The 20,424-nt window shown below is 47.8% G+C and carries 20 protein-coding genes; 2 read left to right on the forward strand and 18 right to left on the reverse strand.

Annotated features, from left to right (window positions below):
• Positions 1–197 precede the first annotated feature (197 nt).
• The gene (locus BBG47_RS06695; RefSeq protein WP_065291076.1) at positions 198–422 is read left to right on the forward strand and encodes a hypothetical protein; all 225 of its coding nucleotides are present in this window, start codon (positions 198–200) and stop codon (positions 420–422) included.
• Here BBG47_RS06695 and BBG47_RS06700 read toward each other — a convergent pair.
• The 18 genes from BBG47_RS06700 to rpsF all read right to left on the reverse strand — a co-directional run bounded on the left by BBG47_RS06700 (position 376) and on the right by rpsF (position 19,906).
• Entirely contained in the window at positions 376–1,197 is an 822-nt protein-coding gene (locus BBG47_RS06700; RefSeq protein WP_065291077.1) for an MBL fold metallo-hydrolase, read from the reverse strand. The two genes, BBG47_RS06695 and BBG47_RS06700, sit on opposite strands and share 47 nt — an antisense overlap.
• Positions 1,194–1,943: a two-component system regulatory protein YycI gene (yycI, locus tag BBG47_RS06705; protein ID WP_028533239.1), complete on the reverse strand. Its 750-nt coding sequence runs from the start codon at positions 1,941–1,943 to the stop codon at positions 1,194–1,196. The genes BBG47_RS06700 and yycI overlap by 4 nt, the downstream gene beginning before the upstream one ends.
• A 33-nt stretch (positions 1,944–1,976) precedes the next feature.
• A complete protein-coding gene (locus BBG47_RS06710) occupies positions 1,977–3,296 on the reverse strand; it encodes a YycH family regulatory protein (RefSeq protein ID WP_065291078.1) in 1,320 nt (439 codons plus the stop codon).
• Positions 3,290–5,080 (reverse strand): cell wall metabolism sensor histidine kinase WalK, encoded by a 1,791-nt coding sequence (gene walK, locus BBG47_RS06715; protein ID WP_483310701.1) that lies wholly within the window; start codon positions 5,078–5,080, stop codon positions 3,290–3,292. Before walK ends, BBG47_RS06710 begins: the two co-directional genes overlap by 7 nt.
• A gap of 80 nt (positions 5,081–5,160) precedes the next feature.
• Positions 5,161–5,895, reverse strand: coding sequence for a response regulator YycF (yycF, locus tag BBG47_RS06720; protein WP_065291080.1), 735 nt, complete (start codon positions 5,893–5,895; stop codon positions 5,161–5,163).
• 209 nt (positions 5,896–6,104) lie between these two features.
• Positions 6,105–7,640 (reverse strand): peptidoglycan DD-metalloendopeptidase family protein, encoded by a 1,536-nt coding sequence (locus BBG47_RS06725; RefSeq protein WP_065291081.1) that lies wholly within the window; start codon positions 7,638–7,640, stop codon positions 6,105–6,107.
• Positions 7,641–7,954: 314 nt separating this feature from the next.
• Positions 7,955–8,749: a spore coat protein gene (locus BBG47_RS06730; protein WP_065291082.1), complete on the reverse strand. Its 795-nt coding sequence runs from the start codon at positions 8,747–8,749 to the stop codon at positions 7,955–7,957.
• Between the two features lie 233 nt (positions 8,750–8,982).
• A complete protein-coding gene (locus BBG47_RS06735) occupies positions 8,983–10,266 on the reverse strand; it encodes an adenylosuccinate synthase (RefSeq protein ID WP_028533236.1) in 1,284 nt (427 codons plus the stop codon).
• 174 nt (positions 10,267–10,440) lie between these two features.
• Complete coding sequence (dnaB, locus tag BBG47_RS06740; RefSeq protein WP_021257531.1) at positions 10,441–11,799, reverse strand: replicative DNA helicase; 1,359 nt, start codon at positions 11,797–11,799, stop codon at positions 10,441–10,443.
• Between the two features lies 1 nt (position 11,800).
• Complete coding sequence (gene rplI / locus BBG47_RS06745) at positions 11,801–12,244, reverse strand: 50S ribosomal protein L9 (RefSeq protein ID WP_021257532.1); 444 nt, start codon at positions 12,242–12,244, stop codon at positions 11,801–11,803.
• Positions 12,241–14,199, reverse strand: coding sequence for a DHH family phosphoesterase (locus BBG47_RS06750; protein ID WP_065291083.1), 1,959 nt, complete (start codon positions 14,197–14,199; stop codon positions 12,241–12,243). Before BBG47_RS06750 ends, rplI begins: the two co-directional genes overlap by 4 nt.
• Before the next feature lie 11 nt (positions 14,200–14,210).
• Complete coding sequence (locus tag BBG47_RS06755) at positions 14,211–15,164, reverse strand: YybS family protein (protein ID WP_227775004.1); 954 nt, start codon at positions 15,162–15,164, stop codon at positions 14,211–14,213.
• Positions 15,165–15,265: 101 nt separating this feature from the next.
• The gene (locus tag BBG47_RS06760; RefSeq protein WP_021257535.1) at positions 15,266–15,688 is read right to left on the reverse strand and encodes a CBS domain-containing protein; all 423 of its coding nucleotides are present in this window, start codon (positions 15,686–15,688) and stop codon (positions 15,266–15,268) included.
• Positions 15,689–15,826: 138 nt separating this feature from the next.
• Positions 15,827–16,810, reverse strand: coding sequence for an LCP family protein (locus BBG47_RS06765; RefSeq protein WP_065291084.1), 984 nt, complete (start codon positions 16,808–16,810; stop codon positions 15,827–15,829).
• Between the two features lie 849 nt (positions 16,811–17,659).
• Positions 17,660–18,151, reverse strand: coding sequence for a hypothetical protein (locus BBG47_RS06770; RefSeq protein ID WP_065291085.1), 492 nt, complete (start codon positions 18,149–18,151; stop codon positions 17,660–17,662).
• A 622-nt stretch (positions 18,152–18,773) separates the two neighbouring features.
• The gene (gene rpsR, locus BBG47_RS06775) at positions 18,774–19,049 is read right to left on the reverse strand and encodes a 30S ribosomal protein S18 (protein WP_021257538.1); all 276 of its coding nucleotides are present in this window, start codon (positions 19,047–19,049) and stop codon (positions 18,774–18,776) included.
• A 20-nt stretch (positions 19,050–19,069) separates the two neighbouring features.
• Positions 19,070–19,567, reverse strand: a complete 498-nt coding sequence (ssb, locus tag BBG47_RS06780) for a single-stranded DNA-binding protein (protein ID WP_021257539.1) — start codon at positions 19,565–19,567, stop codon at positions 19,070–19,072.
• Positions 19,568–19,618: 51 nt separating this feature from the next.
• Positions 19,619–19,906, reverse strand: coding sequence for a 30S ribosomal protein S6 (gene rpsF / locus BBG47_RS06785; RefSeq protein WP_021257540.1), 288 nt, complete (start codon positions 19,904–19,906; stop codon positions 19,619–19,621).
• Between the two features lie 235 nt (positions 19,907–20,141).
• Between rpsF and BBG47_RS06790 the strand changes: the two genes are divergently transcribed.
• Entirely contained in the window at positions 20,142–20,336 is a 195-nt protein-coding gene (locus tag BBG47_RS06790; RefSeq protein ID WP_021257541.1) for a YjzC family protein, read from the forward strand.
• The last annotated feature ends 88 nt before the right edge of the window (positions 20,337–20,424 follow it).

Consider the following 20,424-nt stretch of genomic DNA (forward strand, 5'->3'; position numbering starts at 1 on the left):
GAACCACTGCCTTCGCAGCATCATTACACCACGGAATGATATGGCTGAAAATCGTCAACACTATATATTAATGCACACTATGAGCTTGTCATGTAAAAGAAATGTAATAGATTTGCAAGCTTGTACATATTCTATCATACAAACAGGGAATTGAGAGAAACAATCTCCCTCCCCTAATAGAAAGGAGAACTAGATTTATGACGACTTCAAGCACAATCTGGTCAGACATCGACCTAGTCGGACAATTAGCTGATATGAAGGAAGATCAATACCGTCTCACCTTGGCTTTATCCACCCTCATGGAGCTTCTCGTGGAGAAAGGCTTGATTACGCAGGAAGATATCTCCCAGAAGGCCAACGATCTGGATAGATGGCTTACAGACGAACCACAGACTTCGCATGAACCGTATCCCATGCCGTAGGCTTGTCATAATACGTATCTCTTAATTGCAGTTCACTCTCTTTGTAAAAATGACCGTTGTCTTCCATGACTCCCTTCACAGTCATGCGGGCGAGATCCATCATATTATGATCCCGGCTTAAATGCGCCAAGTATACGCGGCGGGTATTACCCGTAGCAATCTCGCACAGCGCCTCGCCTGCCGCATCATTGGACAAGTGCCCCATATCTCCTAGAATCCGTCGCTTAATATTCCATGGATACCGCCCCATACGAAGCATCTCCGTATCATGGTTCGATTCCAGCACAAGTACATCCGAATCGATAATCTCATCTCGAACCTTATCGCTCATATAACCTAAATCCGTTGTCACACTCAGCTTTGTCTCGCCTTCATAGAACTTATAACCCACCGGCTCGGCAGCATCATGAGAGATACCGTATGATTCTATGCGCAGATCCCCGAAATCGCGCGCTTCCCCCGTTTGCATGACAATCCGATTTTCGTCTGCAATTTCACCTACATGCTTCTCTAGTGCTTCCCATGTGTTCTCGTTGGCATAGATCGGCACGCTGTGCTTGCGTGAGAAGGCTCCAAGGCCTTTAATGTGATCAGAATGCTCATGCGTGACGAATATGGCGTCAATCTGCTTGCCCGAGAGCCCCTGTTCCTCCAGGAGCTGCTCTGTCCGCTTGCAGCTTAGACCAACATCGATCATCACAGTTGCGTCTTCATTCTGAATGACCGTTGCATTGCCTGTTGATCCACTCGACAGTACTGAAAATCGCATACTCATCTATCGTTCTCCTTCTTTCCTTCTTGCGGAGTATCAATTGCTCCACTTATCGCATTCACATAATACACTTCATCATTTTCCAAGAGGATGCGCCAAGACGGCGCTGCCACCTGTGTATTGGCCGCATCGAATATTTGACCGTGGTAGCCAAGCTGCACATCCTTAACGACGGCCCCTGACATTAAGGCGCTCAAGATCACATGCTCCAATGCTTGAGAAGCCGGCAAGATCTTCTGCTCCTTGCTCTCCTTAGCTTCAATCAACTCAACATACTGCTGCCGGAACCCCTTAATCTTCTGCTGGCTGTGTGCCAGCTCCAATGTCACTTCGAATATCGGCAGGCCATTAGGCAGCCGCTGATACAAGACGAATGTTCCATTTCTACCCGTCAATGGGTCATACCGGTACATCTCAATATGAGGAATATCCCCTTGCAGGGACTTGATCAAATCATTCTCCATAAATACGATCTTCGTATCCTGCGGCTGCTTGAGCGGTTCCATCTGATCGCCCCGCTTCACGAATCGGTACGTGATTTCACGTAAGGCGGGTGTCTCTGAAGGAATCTTGGCTGTAACTTGAATCTTTTTTACTTCCATCATCTTCTTCGCCGCATCAGACAGGGAGGTCCAATCCAGCTCGGAATGCATTTGGTCGCGTACCTCTTGCCAGAGCTGATAGCCCAGCACAATATTGAGCAGCAGAAAAGCATAGATCAATATATTCTTCGCCCGACCCCAATCCATTTGACTCCTCCCTTCTGAGATACGATCTTACGTTCATTTCTTAACAGATCCATCGAGCAATGCGGTCGACCCATCCTTGTACTTTACCTGCCATGCAGGCAGCAGCCGAACCGTCTCCTTCCCAAGCTCAGGGATATATACCGGGTCAACTCCTACGATTGGCTTCTCCTGGCTGAGTGCATTCAATTTTTGAAGTAAGGCATCTCCAACCACCAGTTGGCGCATTTCCTTCTTCTCTGCACGCTGATGAAGTTGTACAAGAGAACGCTCATAACTCGTAACCGTGCCCTCTTGCATCGTAACCTGCATATACCCGAACCGGAAGCGACTTGTATTGACAATCGGGTAAGAGCCCCAATATTGCTGGAATCGAAAGGCTGTCCCTAATCCACTGGTTGCTCCGTTCAGCACATCCCTCTTCTCATTGTCCGGCAAGGTGACACGATATCTGCCATTCCAGCCTCCATGCTGGTTGATGAAGCGGACTGCTGCCGTGACATCAGAAGCAATATCCTGCTGCCCTTCCGTCTGCACGACAGGATCGGAGTAGATAAGCCATTGAAGGCCCCGATTCACTTCCAAGCCGCGCTTAACGTCGGTATAAATTTCGGAATTCCCAGTCTCTATATTTTTCGTAACGGTAGGATCATTGAACAGGCTGCGCTGCATCTGCTCTGCCGTAATTCGATCATAAGGAAGCGTAACCTCAAGCAGTTCAATCGGCTGTTCTGGAACATAATATGACCCGTTAACCAACTTATAAGGCGTCCAAGACCGTCCGAATTCGACCTGTTGCTTCACATCCTGCTCGGTCAAGTCTGCTCGGGTCGACTCATAGACAGCGTCCCCCTTCGCATTGAAGAAGAAGACGCGGACTTCCTTCGTATCCTTCGTCGTATACAGCCATATTCGACGAATACTCTCATTCATAAGCGAAGAATCATCACCGATCGGAAACACCTTCTGCAGCAGTTTCACTGGGATAGGCGCGTGGAAAAGCAGTTCCACTCCCTCATTCTCCTCGCGTATTCGATTCCAATCCACCGCAGAAAGCGAGCGGTATTGGAACCCATCATACGAGCGTCCCTGCAGCCGTTTCACAATAATGTTATAGAACGTCATGCCTGGATATAGAATGGTATGCTTATTTCCTCCGAGATGAAGAACCAGCTGTTCCGGGAAGATTAGATTCTCTACCTTCTCCTCAGGCCCGAGTGGATCGGTCGTAATGTAGTCGCTGGTCGACTTTTTGCGTACATCGAAGTTCGGCATGCTATAGGCAAGGAAGAAGCTCTGCAGCAAGCTTAACAGCACAAGAAATGTTAGCAGCATCGTCTTAAATCGCTCTACCATTCGTCAGCCTCACTCCCTTCCGCCTTCATCGATGTCAACGGAAGCGAGAAGGTAATTTGCGTACCTGCGCCCCATTCCGACTCAATCCATATATCCCCACCATGCGTTCTCACAATTTCCCGGGCAATGGACAAGCCTAGTCCCGTACCGCCCATATTGCGCGAACGAGCCTTATCTACCCGATAGAATCGTTCAAATATTCGTTCCAAATCCTTCTGTGGAATGCCCAGCCCATTATCCTGCACTGATACATGAAGCATGCTGCGAGAAGAATCCAGAACCGCAACCAGCTTCACCTCGCCGCCGTCTGGCGTATACTTCACCGCATTGGACACAAGGTTATCCAGCAATTGATCGATCTGATCCCGATCGATCATCACTAAGCCTTCCTTGCCGATGTCCGGATCAATGACAACTGACGCAGCAATTCCCTTATTGCGGAACTGGAAGGAGAATCGGTCGATGACATCCTCCAGCATCTCAGTCATATCCGTCACCTGCTTGCGCAGCTTCGCCTGCTTCGAATCAAGGCGCGACAGATGCAGCAAATCCGTAACGAGACGAATCATGCGCTCCGTCTCGTTCTGTATAACCCCAACGAAGCGCCCTGCAAGCTGCGGCTCTTCCAGCGCGCCGTCGCCTAATGCCTCAACATAGCTCTTAATCGTCGTCAGCGGCGTCCGCAGCTCATGTGACACGTTGGCTACGAACTCGCGGCGAGACTGCTCCAGCTTCTCCTGCTCCGTCACATCCTGCAGCACGACAATCGATCCTGTCATACCTTCCCCACGGCGATGAACCGGGGTGAAGGATATGCGCAGGATTGTCTCGCTATCTTCATCACCCTCATGTTCTTCTGTTCGAGGAAGCAGCATCCAGTTCAGCTTGCCGTCCACCATCTCATCGATCTGATCCTGCGGCACACGAAGCACCTCGGACATTGGACTGCCCTCAACCTCGCCTTGCTTGATATTGAGCAGCTTGCAAGCCCGTCTGTTGACGAGAATGACTTGACCCTGTTCATCAGTCGCGACAACGCCGTCACTCATATTCGTCAGAATGGATGCCAGCTTCTCCTTCTCTTCCTCATTCGCATTCAGCGCTTCCTGCAAGCGCCTCGTCATATAATTGAATGCCTCACTCAACTGGCCAATCTCATCGGTGCCCATCACAGGAACTTGTCCTGCGAAGTTCCCTTCCGCCACCTTCGTCGCCTGCTTCGTTATCTCTTTGATTGGCTGTGTAATGGTATGGGCTAGAATGACACCCAGTACGGCCGTCAACCCAAGTGCAATCGCCATCCCCGAGAGGAAGATCCGATTGATCCCCTCAATTGTCGCGTACAGCTCCTTCATCGATGCGACAATGTACAGGGCCCCAACGAGCTTCCCATTGGAGTAGACGGGCTTCGCCAGCACCTGCTTGCGCACATTGTCCTCATCAATGATAACCTCCTGGTTATCACGCATGCCCTGCAGGGCCCGATTCACTACTGTCTCTGTATTTTTGCGTCCTACATATTCCATATGAGTAGGCACAGATGTCGTCAGTACCTTTCCCGTTACGTCCAATACCTGTATTTCCACGCCATTCATATTGATGAAGCTGCGCACGAACTTATTGAGCGTCTCCAGCGTCTGCTCATCGTCCAGCGTCTCATCGCCCTTCAGCGTCTGACCCGCGTAAATAGACATGAGCTCTGCTGTGTTCTGCAGCTCCTTCGTGAAGTTGGTCGTCTGCGTATGCTTCATCGAACTGACGAAGTAGACACCGATGAGCTGCATCGCAATTAGGATAAGCAGCACATAGATAATAATCAGCTTCGCCTGAATGGTGCGAAAAAATCGACCCAGTCCCCGCTTCACTAGAATCCTCCACTCCGCGGATTGCGCATCATATATCCCAATCCGCGCCGTGTAATGATATATTCCGGCTTGCTCGGATCATCCTCAATCTTCTCGCGCAGGCGGCGTATCGTTACATCCACCGTGCGCACATCTCCGAAATACTCATATCCCCACACTGCCTGCAGCAGGTGTTCGCGTGTCATGACCTTGCCAGCATTGCGCACCAAGTAGAACAGCAGTTCATACTCCCGATGCGTCAAATCCAGCATAGCTCCATTCTTATAGACTACATACATGTCCGTATCTATGAGCAGCTCATGCAGCTTCATGCCCTGCTTCTCTGCGGCAGATGTCTCGGCATCCTCTTCTGGATCCGGAGTAGAGACTTTGTTTTGGCGCCGCAAATGAGCCTTAACCCGGGCCAGCAGCTCTCTCGTGCTGAACGGCTTCGTCACATAGTCATCAGCTCCCATTTCCAAGCCTAATACCTTATCAAGCTCTGTGTCCTTCGCCGTCAGCATAATAATAGGCATATGCAAATGCTGACGCACCTCACGACACACATCCATCCCGTCCTTCACGGGCAGCATCAAGTCAAGAAGCATAAGATCCGGCTTCTCCGATATTGCCAAATCAACGGCAGCTCCCCCATCGAAGGCGCAGATGACCTCGTAGCCTTCCTTCTCCAAATTAAACTTTAAAATATCTGCAATCGGTTGTTCATCATCTACAACGAGAATTTTGCCGTACACGAATCCGCACCTCTCCCTCTACCTTCACATTTCCTGTCACGTACTAATACAGTCACAAATTCCGTTCTGCATGCAGCCAGTCCTTATGTCACTCTATTTTACCATAATTGTCTCTACATCCCGAACCCAAACGTTGGAGAAGACGGCATAACGCGGCAATCTAAATATAAAAAAGACGGGACATCCGATTCGTCCCGTCTAGCTTGCGTTTATAAGTATTTAAGAGGATTCTGCACTTCGTCATTTTTAATAATTTCGAAATGCAAATGTGTACCTGTGGAATCGCCCGTATTGCCCATTACGCCAATATCTTGACCCTTCTCCACAATATCGCCGGCATTAATATTAATTTTGCTCAGGTGGCCGTACAAGGTTTTGTACCCATTGCGATGGTTAACGATAATGCAATTGCCATACCCGTTCTTCACGCCCGCAAACAGTACGACGCCTTCATCAGCAGCCATAATCGAACGATCCGGGGATACCATGTCGATCCCTTTGTGCATGCGGCCCCAGCGCTTGCCGAATCCGCTTGTCAAGGTTGCACTGTTCACAGGCCAATCGAAGGAGCCTGTCCCTTCGCCGCGCACGACCTTCGTACCGCGAATGACAATCTCCGGAATGGCAGGCTCGACAACCTCTTGCTCAATCCATTCCTCGTGGGATAGCTTGCCGTTGTCCTTCACCAGGCGATAAGACATGCGCTTTAATCCTTGTTTGCCCTTGCGGACAACCTTGGACTCCCCAGAGCGCATATTCGGATCTTCCTTGATCATCTTCTGCGGTTCAGTCACCAAATACTCGCTATAAGCTTCAACCGTCTTCACGGTAATAAGCGGCTTCGTATCCGTCAAATTAAGAATTTGTCCATCCTGCAGACGTTCCTCCCCGACAGTCGGGTTGTTATGGTAGATCGCATCCATAGAGACATTCATCTTATTTGCAATTGAAGAAACGGTATCTCCTGCCCTCACAATATATTGGAGCTTATTCGTGAGGCCTGTCGTCAGCTTGCTAATCGCCTCATCCTGCGTCATCAGTTGGTCTGGGCTAATATTGGCATTTTCCGTGCTGACACGCTCGCGGAAACTAACAGATTCCAAGCGTGATACGGCTTTCGTGGCCTTTGCAGAGCGCATAGGCGCAGCTAATACGCGCACTTCCTTCGCATTCCCTTTGTTCGATGCAGATGGAGTGTACTTCGCCTTTACCTGCTTCAATATTTTCTCGGCCGTAGCCTCGTCATTCACATATCCGACTGTCACGCCGTTGATCTTCAGCTCTACACCCTCTGCATAAGCAGGTGTCAATTGATCGAGCTTCGCTAACGTTGCTTCCGTTGTCGGCTTCGCCTTGAATCCGGAATCCTCAATCGTTCGAATTCCCTCTCGATTTATCTTCATATGGGCATTCGGATACTTAGCCTGTTCCTTCTGGAGCCGAGCTGCATAATATTGCTCGACATCTTCTAGAGCAGACACCGTGCCCACCAGTTCATTCTGATGGTATACGTGATAAAAAGGTATCGTATTAGCTTGTACATAGGTAATGCCTCCCCATACTGCAGATGCAGCCAATGCCATGCCACTCATTGCGAATACAATCGTTCTTTTCCTCTTTGTCATCCATCGGGTTGCAGGATTCCTCGTCAACCGTTCCCGCCATGCAGCCGTCCATTGTTGCCATCGGTTGCGATCATTCATTTGTTCCTTTTCCTCCCGACGATTTCCGTTGAAACGTTCCATGATGGTCTCCTTTGCGAATACAATGCCTATATTCTCATACGTAATGTGATCTTTTTCTATGAAAATTTACAAAAGTTAACGTTTTGTCATCTTTTTTTAATGTACCATAGGTCGAAAGTACATTGCAACTTGACCGAATTCGTCATTCTTTGGACGTTGTTCATCCTTACACCCCTTACTTTCCCAAAACAAAAACGCGAAAATGTGATCTCCTTAGGAGATGGCCACTTTCGCGTTTATTATGCAATCCTTTTAATCGGTTTATTCAGCATATGTTCTCACAAAGATGTTCTTCGTGAAGCCTATGAATCAGACTACGGTGTTCCCGGGCTTTCTGTCTTGCTTTCCTTCGCATTTGATCCGTCTGTAGTGCTGGCAGTATCCTTCGCCTTCGTTTCTCCCACCATCCACTCCCTCATCTCCTTAAATTCCTCGTCATTCAGATGCTTCGCGAGAATCTGTTCGACTTCCATAACCTCACTGGAAGTTAGTCCCCCCTCCATTAAGGTAGAAATACGCTGCCAATCCTCTTGCGGGAGCTTCTTCATCAAGGTTGCGAAGATTTGATCCTTCTTCTCCTTCGACAACTCTTCCTTGCTCTTCGCTATCGCGTCAGGCGGCACTATAATCGCCTCCCGACCCTTCGATTCCTGACCGGATATTATGCCCCCCATCACCGGCAAAGCGCCATCAGGCGTTGGAGTTGATCCCCTTTCACTTTCATTTCCTCCAGCAGATGGGGATCCTGTCGTTCCGCCGCCATTCGTCTCAGTTGTTCCCTGCCCATTCCGATTCAATCCCGATTCCTGACTATTAGTAGTGATTCGCTCTGTATGGTTCCCGCTATTTCCCGTTATCCCATTCTGACTCGTACCTGTAGACTTATTATTTGATTGACTAGCCGTTTGTACATCAGAGCCAAGCAGAACACCCCACATGGAGGTCAGTGTCAGCGGCTTCCGTTCTATCGGGATATGGAAATTATTCAAGGCAGTCTGAATATATCGATCGACTACGATCGCTGTCGTTCCAACCGTTAATAAGCTAGATAATATACCTACGACCAATATCGTCATTGCTAACCGCATCACACGCCACACTAAGCGCATCTATACTACCTCCCAGCCAGCTCATGCTGTCACGCGAGGGCAATATGCCCTCCCTCGTGCCCGATTGCGTATAATAGAGTACTAGCAGCCTCTAATATGACTCTTCTTCCTCTATCTTGTATTCGGGATCCTTGCCGGCTCACAGTCATTTACTGCTTAGTATGCCCAATTATGTACAAAAAAAACGACTCTTCCCGAAGGAAAAGCCGTTTCGTTTCTATATCATGCTGCAATTAGCGGTAGATAGAACGCACTTGGTTCGTCTGCTCGCGGTTGCGGCCAACGGAGAAGATCGAGATCGGAATACCTGTCAGCTCCGATACGCGCTTCACATAGTTGCGTGTTGATTCAGGCAGTTCATCAAGCGTCTTGCAGCCTGTGATGTCTTCCGACCAGCCTGGCATTTCTTCATAAATTGCTTCGCACTTCGCAAGCATATCCAAGCTTGCTGGGTAGTGCTCGATAATCTCATCGCCGCACTTGTAAGCCGTACAGATCTTAACTGTCTCCAGTCCAGTCAATACATCAAGCGAGTTCAGGGACAAGCCTGTAATCCCGCTCACGCGACGGGCATGGCGTACGACGACACTGTCGAACCAGCCTACGCGACGTGCGCGGCCTGTTACTGTACCGTACTCATGGCCAGCTTCACGGATGAAGTCGCCTGTCTCATTGTTCAGCTCTGTTGGGAACGGACCATCACCTACGCGAGTCGTATAAGCCTTCGCTACGCCGATAACCTCTTCAATCTTGGATGGGCCAACACCAGAACCGATGCAGACACCGCCAGCTGTTGGGTTCGAAGAAGTAACGAACGGATACGTACCTTGGTCGATATCGAGCATAACGCCCTGCGCACCTTCGAACAATACCTTCTTGCCGTCATCGATTGCATCATTAAGTACAACCGAGGTATCAACCACATACTTGCGAATGAATTCTGCATATTCGAAGTATTCCTGCAACGTAGCTTCGATATCCAGCTCTTCGCCGCCGTACATTCTGATTAACTCGTTCTTCTCATTTGCCAAGTGGCGGAATTTCTTCTCGAATACATCCTTGTCGAGCAAGTCGACAATACGAATGCCGTTGCGAGCTGCTTTATCCATATAACAAGGTCCGATCCCTTTGCGGGTCGTTCCAATCTTGTTCGGGCCTTTGCGCTCTTCCTCCAGACCGTCCAGCACCATGTGATACGGCATGATGACATGCGCACGATCACTAATGCGAAGATTATCGGTAGAGAAACCATTTTCGTGAATATATTCAATCTCTTGGATTAGTGCCTTTGGATTGATGACCATACCATTACCGATTACACAAATTTTGTTTGTGTAGAAAATACCGGATGGAATCAGGCTCAGCTTATATTTCTTGTTATCAATCAAGATCGTGTGTCCCGCATTGTTACCACCTTGATAACGCGCAACCACGTCGGCGCTTTCGGCGAGGAAGTCAGTGATTTTCCCTTTCCCCTCGTCTCCCCATTGGGTTCCTACGACGACTACTGTAGACATATTCATACCCCCGTCGGGTGTTTACACACCGTTATTCACTGCTTTTTCAAGCATTCGCTCCAAGCAGCATACCTAGTTTATCAGTCAAATAGTGCAAAGTCAACGAAAAGCGAACGTTGATATCCGACCTTAACCAAATGTTCGGAAAACAACGTTCGCTTTCTTTTACGCTTATTATCCCGCAGAGGCGTCCTGATGATTCCTTTCGTAGCTGACGAATTTGTTGAAGTTCTTCAAGAACACCAACTCCACCGTACCTACTGGACCATTACGCTGCTTAGCGATAATAATTTCGATAATATTCTTTTTCTCCGTATCCTGATTGTAGTAATCATCACGGTACAAAAATGCAACAATATCAGCATCCTGCTCGATGGAACCCGATTCCCGAAGGTCGGACATCATCGGACGCTTATCCTGCCGCTGCTCTACGCCCCGGCTTAACTGGGACAAGGCAATAACAGGTACCTCAAGCTCACGCGCAATCTGCTTCAGTGTACGTGAAATCTCGGATACTTCCTGCTGGCGGTTCTCGCCTGGCTTGCCGCGTCCTTGAATCAGCTGCAAGTAATCGATCAGAATCATGCCAAGACCATGTTCCTTCTTAAGACGTCTGCACTTGGCACGGATATCCGCCACCGTTATCCCTGGTGTATCATCAATGTAGACCTCTGCCTCGGACAAGGCTGCGATGGACATCGTCAGCTTCTCCCAGTCATCATCCTCAAGCGCTCCTGTACGGAGTCGTCCTGCATCAACATTGGACTCAGCACAGACCATACGCTGTACAAGCTGTGCCGCGGACATCTCGAGACTAAATATCGCTACCGTCTCCTTCGCACGAACGCCAACATTCTGGGCTACGTTCAAGGCGAAGGCTGTCTTGCCGACAGACGGACGAGCAGCCACAATGACAAGGTCACTGCGCTGGAAACCCGATGTCATCTTATCCAAATCAGGGAAGCCTGATGGAATTCCGGTCGTCCCTCCGCCAGTCTGCTGGCTTAATGTCTCAACCTTATCATAGACTTCCATCAACACATCTTTAATCGCGATAAAGCCGCTCGAAGAGCGGCGATTCGAAATTTCTAAGATACGTCGTTCCGCATCGCTAAGCAATCCAGAGACATCCTCGCCGCCTGTATAGCCTTCACTTGCGATTTGCGTGGCAGTCCGAATGAGACGTCGCATCATTGACTTTTCTTCAATAATTTGCGCGTAATAATCGACGTTGGCTGCGGTTGGCACCGCATTGGCCAGTTTCGTCAAATAAGACACGCTGCCGACGTCTTCCAACTGCTGCTTATCCTTCAGCTTCGCTGTAAGCGTTACAAGGTCAATCGGCTGGTTGTCTTCGCCCAGCTCGATCATCGCCTCATAGATCATTTGATGGGCCGGATTGTAGAAGTCCTCGGACTGAATCCGCTCCATCGCCGTGATCATCGCTTCGGAGTGGAGCAATATTGCACCGAGAACGGCTTGCTCAGCCTCCAGGTTCTGCGGCGGAACACGATCGACATACATCTCGTTCATTCTATTCCTCCGTTACGTGCACCTTCATCGTCGCCTTGACTTCAGGATGCAGCTTCACGGCTACATTCGTAAATCCTAGCGTACGAATCGGGTCATGCAGTTCGATTTTACGCTTATCTATTTTGATCTTCATGCCTGCAAGAGCTTCTGCAATCTGCTTTGATGTGATGGCACCGAACAGACGGCCGCCTTCACCAGCCTTCGCCTTCAACTCAACTGTTGTTTCTCCCAGCTTCGCTGCAAGCATTTCCGCATCTATCTTTTCTTGTTCCTTACGCTTATCTTCTGACTTCTTCTGTTGATCCAGGGTCTTAAGATTGCCGTCCGTCGCTGGACGAGCCAGTCCCTGCTTGATGAGGAAATTTTGAGCGTACCCTTCGGAAACCTCTTTGACTTGTCCTTTCTTGCCTTGTCCTTTTACATCCTGCAACAAGATGACTTTCATTCGAACAACCCCTCTTCTGCGTCGATTTCTTCCAGCACGCGCTTCAGCTTCGCTTCTGCCTCAACAAGCGTACCTTGCAATTGAGCTGCGGCATTCGTTAGATGTCCACCGCCGCCCAGCCGTTCCATAACGACCTGTACATTCATCTGGCCCAGCGAACGCGCGCTAATCCCGATGAGTCCGTCATTTCGCTCGCTGATAACGAACGAAGCGAGAACATCGGTCATATTTAATAGCGTATCAGCTACCTGTGCAATGAGCAACTGAGAAAATTTTCGTCCTGGCTCTGTAACCGCAATCGCAATATGTCCATACAGCATCTGTGCGTGGCGGATGACTTCCGCCTTCTGAATGTACTCATCCAGATCTTCTTTTAAGATACGCTGGATAAGCAGTGGGTCTGCACCTTGTCTGCGAAGGAAGCTTGCCGCATCGAATGTGCGCGAGCCTGTTCGCAGCGTGAAATACTTCGTATCTACCGTGATGCCTGCCAGCAATGCCGTTGCCTCCAGCATGCTGAGATTAATCCGATTATGGATATATTGCAGCAGTTCCGTAACGAGCTCAGCCGTAGAAGATGCATAGGGCTCCAAATAAACGAGAACCGCGTCATTAATGAACTCTTCGCCTCGGCGATGATGATCGATAATGACGATCCGATCCGATTGGAGCAGGCGCGGCTCTTCTACCATAGAAGCTTTGTGCGTGTCACATACAACCAAAAGGCTTGCTTCCGTAATCATTTCGATAGCTTCCGCTCGAGAGATGAACCTTGACCATAGAATTTCATCCTTCTTCAAATAGTCCACTAGACGATCGATCGAAGGATTGCTCTCTTCCAGCACGATATAGGCTTCAATTCCAAGCATACGGCATGCGTTCAGCACGCCAATCGACGATCCAATCGAATCCGTATCTGGATTCTTGTGCCCCATAATGAACACAGCGTCACTCTGCTTAATGAAGTCTCGAAGCGCGTGCGCGATAACCCGTGCGCGAACCCGAGTCCGTTTCTCTACCGCGTTCGATTTACCGCCATAGAACGATAATCGTTGTCCCATGCGAACCGCTACCTGATCTCCGCCACGGCCAAGTGCAATATCCAAGCTTGACTGTGCCAGCTGACCCAGTTCTGGGATACTGTCCGCGCCAGCTGCAATGCCCATACTGAGTGTTACTGGAAGCTTATTATCAAGCGTCGTCTCCCGAACCTCGTCAAGAATGACGAATCTCGTCTGCTCCAGTGCCTTCAGTGTCTGCACATCCATAATCATGAAGTGTCGATCAGAGGACAGCCGCTTCATCAATACACCATGCTCGCCTGCCCAGGACGTAATCTGTCCATTTACACGCGCGAGCAGGGCAGCCCGCTGCTGGTCGTCCAGCCCTTGGGTCGATTCCTCCAAGTTATCCATAATGACGACTCCGACTGCTATCCGTTCTTCGTCATAACGTTTGCGCAAGCTCCACAGGTCAGTAATGTCCGTAAAGTAGACAACCCGCTCCTCCGGCACAATATCCGCATGTACGATGCGCCCACCGATGAACAGTTCAGCGGAGCGATCCTTTTCTTTTCCCATATGAAGCTGTGGGAAGATATCCGTCAATTCCTCTCCAACTAACCCATCCTGTCCGGTTAGCTGAGATACATAAGGATTATGCCATTCTATGACACGATCCTCACGATACAAAAGGATGCCATACGGCAAGTCGACGATGGCCTCTTCCCCAGCCCGCTTTACTCGCAATCCAAGCGTTGATAAATACGACTCCGTCTCTTCCCGGAATTTACGTTCTGCCGTGAACGATGCCATAGCGAGCGCTGCAATACTGATCCATGCCAATACCCCGACTCCCCAGTTATACCAGGTCAGCACTAAGCTCATGGCGATCAATACAACGAATGTCCAGCTTGTATGCTTCGTATACCAACGTTGAAACAATAGTTTAGGCATGCCTTCTCACCCTATACTTTTGGTTTGGATAGGTACTTCCGCATCGGAAGGACGAGATCCACCAATCCTACAATTCGAAGTAGTGAATAGAGCAGCGGAATGAACAATGCAGCTACTGTAATGACGATCGGCAGCACCTTGCCCCATTTCTTCATGTGCGCAAAGAAGAAGAGAAAGGCAATCCCCTGCACTACGAATGCCAACTGCAAGAGCGGCGCCAAGTTCAATACAATCATCGTTAAGAAGCTGTCCGTTGACTTCGGGCCAACAAGGTCAAGAATCACAACGATGAAATAGTACACGACAAGAGACTTCGGAAGCATCCATTGGTGTACAGGTTTCATCTTCTGCACATCATGTCCTTGCGCGGTTAATAGACGGCGGCTGATAGCGTACGTAATCGTACCCATATACAGCGCACTCACAATCATCATAAATGGAACCATCTTGCTCATGAGAAGCGCAAATTGCTGTTTCATTTCTGCTGTCACTTGCGTCGGGAATAGTGCAGACTGCTCAACACCGACCATCCCGTAGTTCAGCATCTCAATCACAAATTCATACACATTGAAGTCTAGTACCCACTTCGCCACGACGAAGAGGACAAGGGACTCAACGAGAAATGTTACAGTTCCAGCAACGAACACGTTGAGTGCAGGCTTCCTACTTTTAAACATGTGGCCAATGACAATGCCCGGAATAATAAAGTACAAGGCGGTTACAGCAACAATCATGCCTGCCTTCCCCATTAACAAGTAGACGACGGCAAGCACGGCAGCAGTGATGAGAGCGAATCTCTGCTTTGATTGCGTTGCATACAGCATCACAAATGGAACCGCCATAAAACTCATCGTCAACACCTGTATCGGCTGCAATATGGATAATAACAATACGAGCGCTACAATCGCCCATAATAAAGACGATGACCAGCGGTTTTTCAATACGTTCACCTCTTGCGCATTCAATCTTTTTCCCCCGGAAAGAAACCCAGAGACCGCTTATTCCGCGGGTATATCCCTATATCTTCCATATTTCTGAAAAGGGCGTCATTTTCATTATACCATAATTACTTCACATCCATAGCTTTGGTGACGAACTGCTCGCAATATTCGATAATTTGACTACGCCTCACGATGCCAATAAAACGGTTCATATCATCAACCACTGGGACAAAGTTCTGCACCTTGGCCAAATTAATAAGATCCTCCATATTGGAGTCAATTCGTACTGATTTATTATGCATATTCAGCGAAACTTCTTTCAGCAAGGATTTTGAAGCGTTCTCAAACGTAATCGCGCCATTGGAATTTTTCATGTGCCATAACAGGTCTCCTTCGGTAACCGTCCCTACATATTCCCCTTCATCATTCAAAATCGGAACAGCCGTGTACCGATGATATTCCATTCGTTCGAGTGTTTGTCTCAATGTTGTATTCAATGTAAGACTAACAACCTCATGTTTCGGTGTTAAGAAAAAAGCAATGTTCATCCGTTAGGTCTCCTCCTCAAACGACTCCAGCGACGAGATGATCGCTGTAACTCCCTAACAATAAATTAACACATTTAGGCATACAAAAACAAAAAGCCAGTCGTAAAAAATACGACTGACTTTCCGGTTTTTATTCCATTAATCTTCTTTCACTTGGCGTGGTTCCATTAGATTTTCTTTGCTCGTCTTCGGATCCAGCCAGTTGTCTAGCAGAGTCTTAATATAATCCAGATCCTCATCCTTCACCATGTAGTACCAGCCGTTGCCAATCATCTTGCCGTCACCATGCAGCATATAGCTGCTAATGCTTGGCATTCCGTCATTCATGAATATTGTCTTGGCCAAATCAATCATATACTTCGGTCGCATATCCGTTGTAAAATTCTCACCCATAATTTCAATAAGCTCTGGAATGCGTCCGATTTTGTCCATTTCAATGGTACGCTGCATAACCGCGTTCAAGAATATGCGGTGACGCATCGTACGGTTCATATCCGAATCCTCACGGTAACGTACGAAGTACAATGCTTCTTGACCATCATAGATCGGCTTGTTCGGCTCTATGCGGAACTTCTCATGATCGGGATCCTTGTTGACGATCGCCTTCGTAATTGGGAGTTTAACGCCATCTAATGCATTGACGACATCCTTCAATCCCTCGAAGTTAATTGTCGCATAATGGTCAACTTTATGCTTGAGCAGATTATCTACCGACTCCATGCTCATCTTCGCACCGCCATAGGCATAAGCGTGATTGAGCTTCGTTTCAAATCCCTTGCCGATGATTTCCGTATACGTATCACGTGGAATCGACAGCAGCAATACTTTGTTATCTTGTGGTCGAACTACAGAATATATAATCGTATCAGAACGTCCAATTTCCTTGCCTCGCTGGTCAACCCCCAGCAGTAGTACCGAGAATGGCTCCGTCACTTTGCGAATAATTTCTTCTTTGCCTTCAATTGGCTTATATGACTTATCAAACGACTCTTCAACATGTCCGGATAAGAACATATCGAAGGCCAGAACCGCTAGCTGCTTTCGGAATATAAATCCGCTAAGACCAACAATCGCGATGATTGCCAGGGCGATTCCCCATTTTTTATATTTATTTTTTTTCATTCGTAATCCTCTTCTTCCTTTATGTGATGCAATCATATCCAAAATCCATTTACTAACCGATAGTTCTTATTTCATACATATAAGAAGCATTTTTGTTGCCTTCCATACTGTTTCAGTATAGCTCTTAGGCATTTTCCGCATTGACCAGATGAAAAACATTATGCTGCGCATGGCTATCTGCGTCAATCTGATTTCCCTTACGCATATGGTGTTTCAATTTTCCTCATGTGTGTAAGCTTCGGTTCGCTCTAATTCGAAATTGGCAGCACATCACACCTGCTTCACTTCTCAAAGATACCTGCCCCGGTGCGAACGGCACGAATTTCCTATACTAGCAGTACCTATTCCCCTAGAAAGATTCGCATGGTGATTTTTCAAAAAAGACCAGCCATGCTAGCTGCTCATCGTTTTACTTCTCATTTATTCGAATCGTAATAATTGCGGCTTTTGATCATGCGATCGTGCACTTACTCTATTCGTTGAACATGAGCTTCACACCGCTTAGTACCTGCCTAGAACAGTATGTGACGATGAATGTAAAAGACATGCTCACATTCAACACTGAACAGCTTCACAACCCATATTGGAATATCCACGTTCCCTTATGGTTAAGCTGTATCAGATATAGGATGAGCATGCTCGGTCGATTTTATCTGTTTGTAACGACCGGTAATCAGAACCCTCTTTGACAAATTTCTTTGATGATTATGCATGAAACAATATTTTTATTTTACATGCAAACGATCAAAAAGGAAAATACAGATTTCATGATCCGGATCACTATTTTGACAGAAGTACCAAAAAACCGCCCATTTTTGGGCGGTTTTCACACAGGATATGGAATAATGATCATCCGAACCAGCTCTTTACCCATCGTACAACATCTAACGTTAATGGAATGAGTCCAAACCCATGATTGCCTATAGCGACGACACCATACGCATATTGACCGATAGCGACGACTCCTAATGCCACGTTGCTAATTACAACAACACCGATGGATAAGACACTACTCACGGCCACAGCGCCAATGGACAGCCAATCACTAACCGCAATCGCCCCTACCGAAAATAAATCACTGAATGCAATGGCACCCACTGCTGCCAGCAGTCCTAAGGATATGGCACCAAATGCAAACAGACCAACACTTATCATTCCTCCAGCGATGAGACCAATTGCGATATCCCCAATCGCGATAAGGCCAATTGCGACCTTACTGTGTCGGCCTACTCGGCTAGCGCCACTGCTCCGGATGCTAATGATCGGAAGCTGTGGGGATGGCCATTGATAGTCGATTTCTTGTCCCTGCCAACGTTTACTGAATCGTTCGTGCCATCTCATGATCTAAACCTCCGTACCGAATCCATTTTCATCCTTCTCCTGCTATCCATTGTATCACTGCAGCCATATGAAGGAATCCGCCTCGAGACGGAACCCCCCATCCAACTGCAGCAGCATTTATTCATTTGCGAACCACAGATTGAATGGGATACAGGCATGGTAAATTAGAAGAAAGGATGGGTTACTGTATTAGCCGGTACAAGTAAAGAAATGATATGTTCTATACTTGTACATGATGAATCCTATGCAACAGGAGGAGGTAGCATGAACAAATGGTTGAAGATATCGTTGTATTTTCTTAGGGGAATCGTGCTATTGGCAGATGCGGGGAAAGTAAGAGTTAACAGGCTCGATTGTAGCCCCTGCTTCCCTTCAATCCGTAGAGGAGCTTCATCCCTCTCTAGGCCATGTCAACCGCACGGGTATCATTCCACTGTATTGGAAAGCCATGTGGCAGAAGGAATTATTCCAGTTATGATTACATATTTGATCAGAAATCCATAAGATCAGCAATTCAAAAATCGAACACGATGTGAGATAACGAAAACGCCCTCTGTCGATAAATTAAAAAAGACAATAAAAAAGACAGCTGATATCATATCAGCTGTCTTCTGCACCATCATTACTCCGTAGTGTACGGAAGCAATGCTACTTGGCGAGCGCGTTTTACAGCGATCGTCAAAGCACGTTGGTACTTCGCGCTTGTACCTGTTACACGGCGTGGCAAGATTTTGCCGCGCTCGCTGATGAATTTCTTCAACAGGTCGATGTCTTTATAATCAATGTGAGTGATTTTGTTCACTGTGAAGAAGCACACTTTACGGCGCTTGTTACGACCTCTACGGCCACCGAATTTACGGCCTTCGCGTTCGCCGCCTTCATTTTGCTTAAAGCTCATTCATGTCAGTCCTTTCCGTTCTAGAATGGCAAATCATCATCGGAAATGTCGATAGGTCTACCGTCATCAGAGAAAGGATCTGCTGCTGCTTGTCCGCGAGAATTGGAATTCCCACCACGTGCTGGAGCATTGTTGTATTGCGGTGCTGGTGCACCGTAATTGCCGCCGCCCATATCATCACGTGTTCCCCCGTTATCACGGTTCGATTCCAAGAAACGCACATTATCAGCAATAATTTCAGTCACGTATACACGTTTACCTTCGTTATTGTCATAGTTGCGCACTTGAATGCGTCCTTCTACTGCTGTAAGCCGACCCTTGCGCAAATAATTTGCACATGTCTCAGCTAGCTGCCGCCAAGTAACGACTGGAATAAAGTCCGCTTCACGCTCCCCACCCTGACTCGAGAACGGTCGATCAACCGCTAACGTGAACTGCGTTACTGCCACTCCAGATGAAGTGTAGCGCAATTCTGGGTCCCGTGTAAGACGTCCTATCAATATCACGCGATTCAACATGCTATCCCCTCCTTCGACGTATCCTTTACGAACTTACGATAGTTTTGGCTATTAAGCCACGTCGCTAACGACAAGATGACGGATGATTTCGTCAGAAATCTTAAGTTGACGATCCAACTCCGCTACTACTGCAGGTTCTGCAGTAAAGTTCACGAGAACGTACACGCCATCGCGGAACTTCTTGATTTCGTAAGCAAGACGACGCTTACCCATCACATCGTGCTTCGTAATTTCTCCACCGCCGTTAGAGATAACGCCTTGGAATTTGTCGACTGTTGTTTGAACAGCTTCTTGCTCTACGTCAGGACGAATGATGTACATCAATTCGTATTTGCGCATTTCACGTTCACCTCCTTATGGACTTCAGGCCTCTGATCTTGTCAGAAGCAAGGAGCGAGAAAACTCGCACTAAACTAGTGTACCAAAATGAAGGATGACATGCAAGTGCATCTTCGTGTCCGCATACAAGCACTTTTCTCCATTCATTAAGGGATACCCCTGCGCACACACTACATAGGCAAGCGATCTCGTTACGCTTCTGCATCTATACAACATGCTCTCAGGAGGTTACACAATGGGCGAGAAAACAGAATTCGAACCGGGAGACAAAGCACCCAATGATGCCATTTATATGGAAGTCGGTGAAAGAAGCTTCCATACCGAAATTCAAGATCCAAAACAAATTAAGTTGAAGAAGGGTGATACATTCCCTGAAACAACGAACAAAGACCGAAAGTGGAAGAAAAAGCGCCATGCTTTGACGCACTGATCCAAGTCGTTTCACTTTTTTTATTATCCGTGTATAGAAACGTGATAATGAGCCATATTAACAACTGACGGTGCGAAGCGAGGTGTGG

Origin of the sequence: Paenibacillus sp. KS1 (genome assembly GCF_001680695.1) — a bacterium.
GTDB classification, from domain to species: domain Bacteria; phylum Bacillota; class Bacilli; order Paenibacillales; family Paenibacillaceae; genus Paenibacillus_B; species Paenibacillus_B suaedae.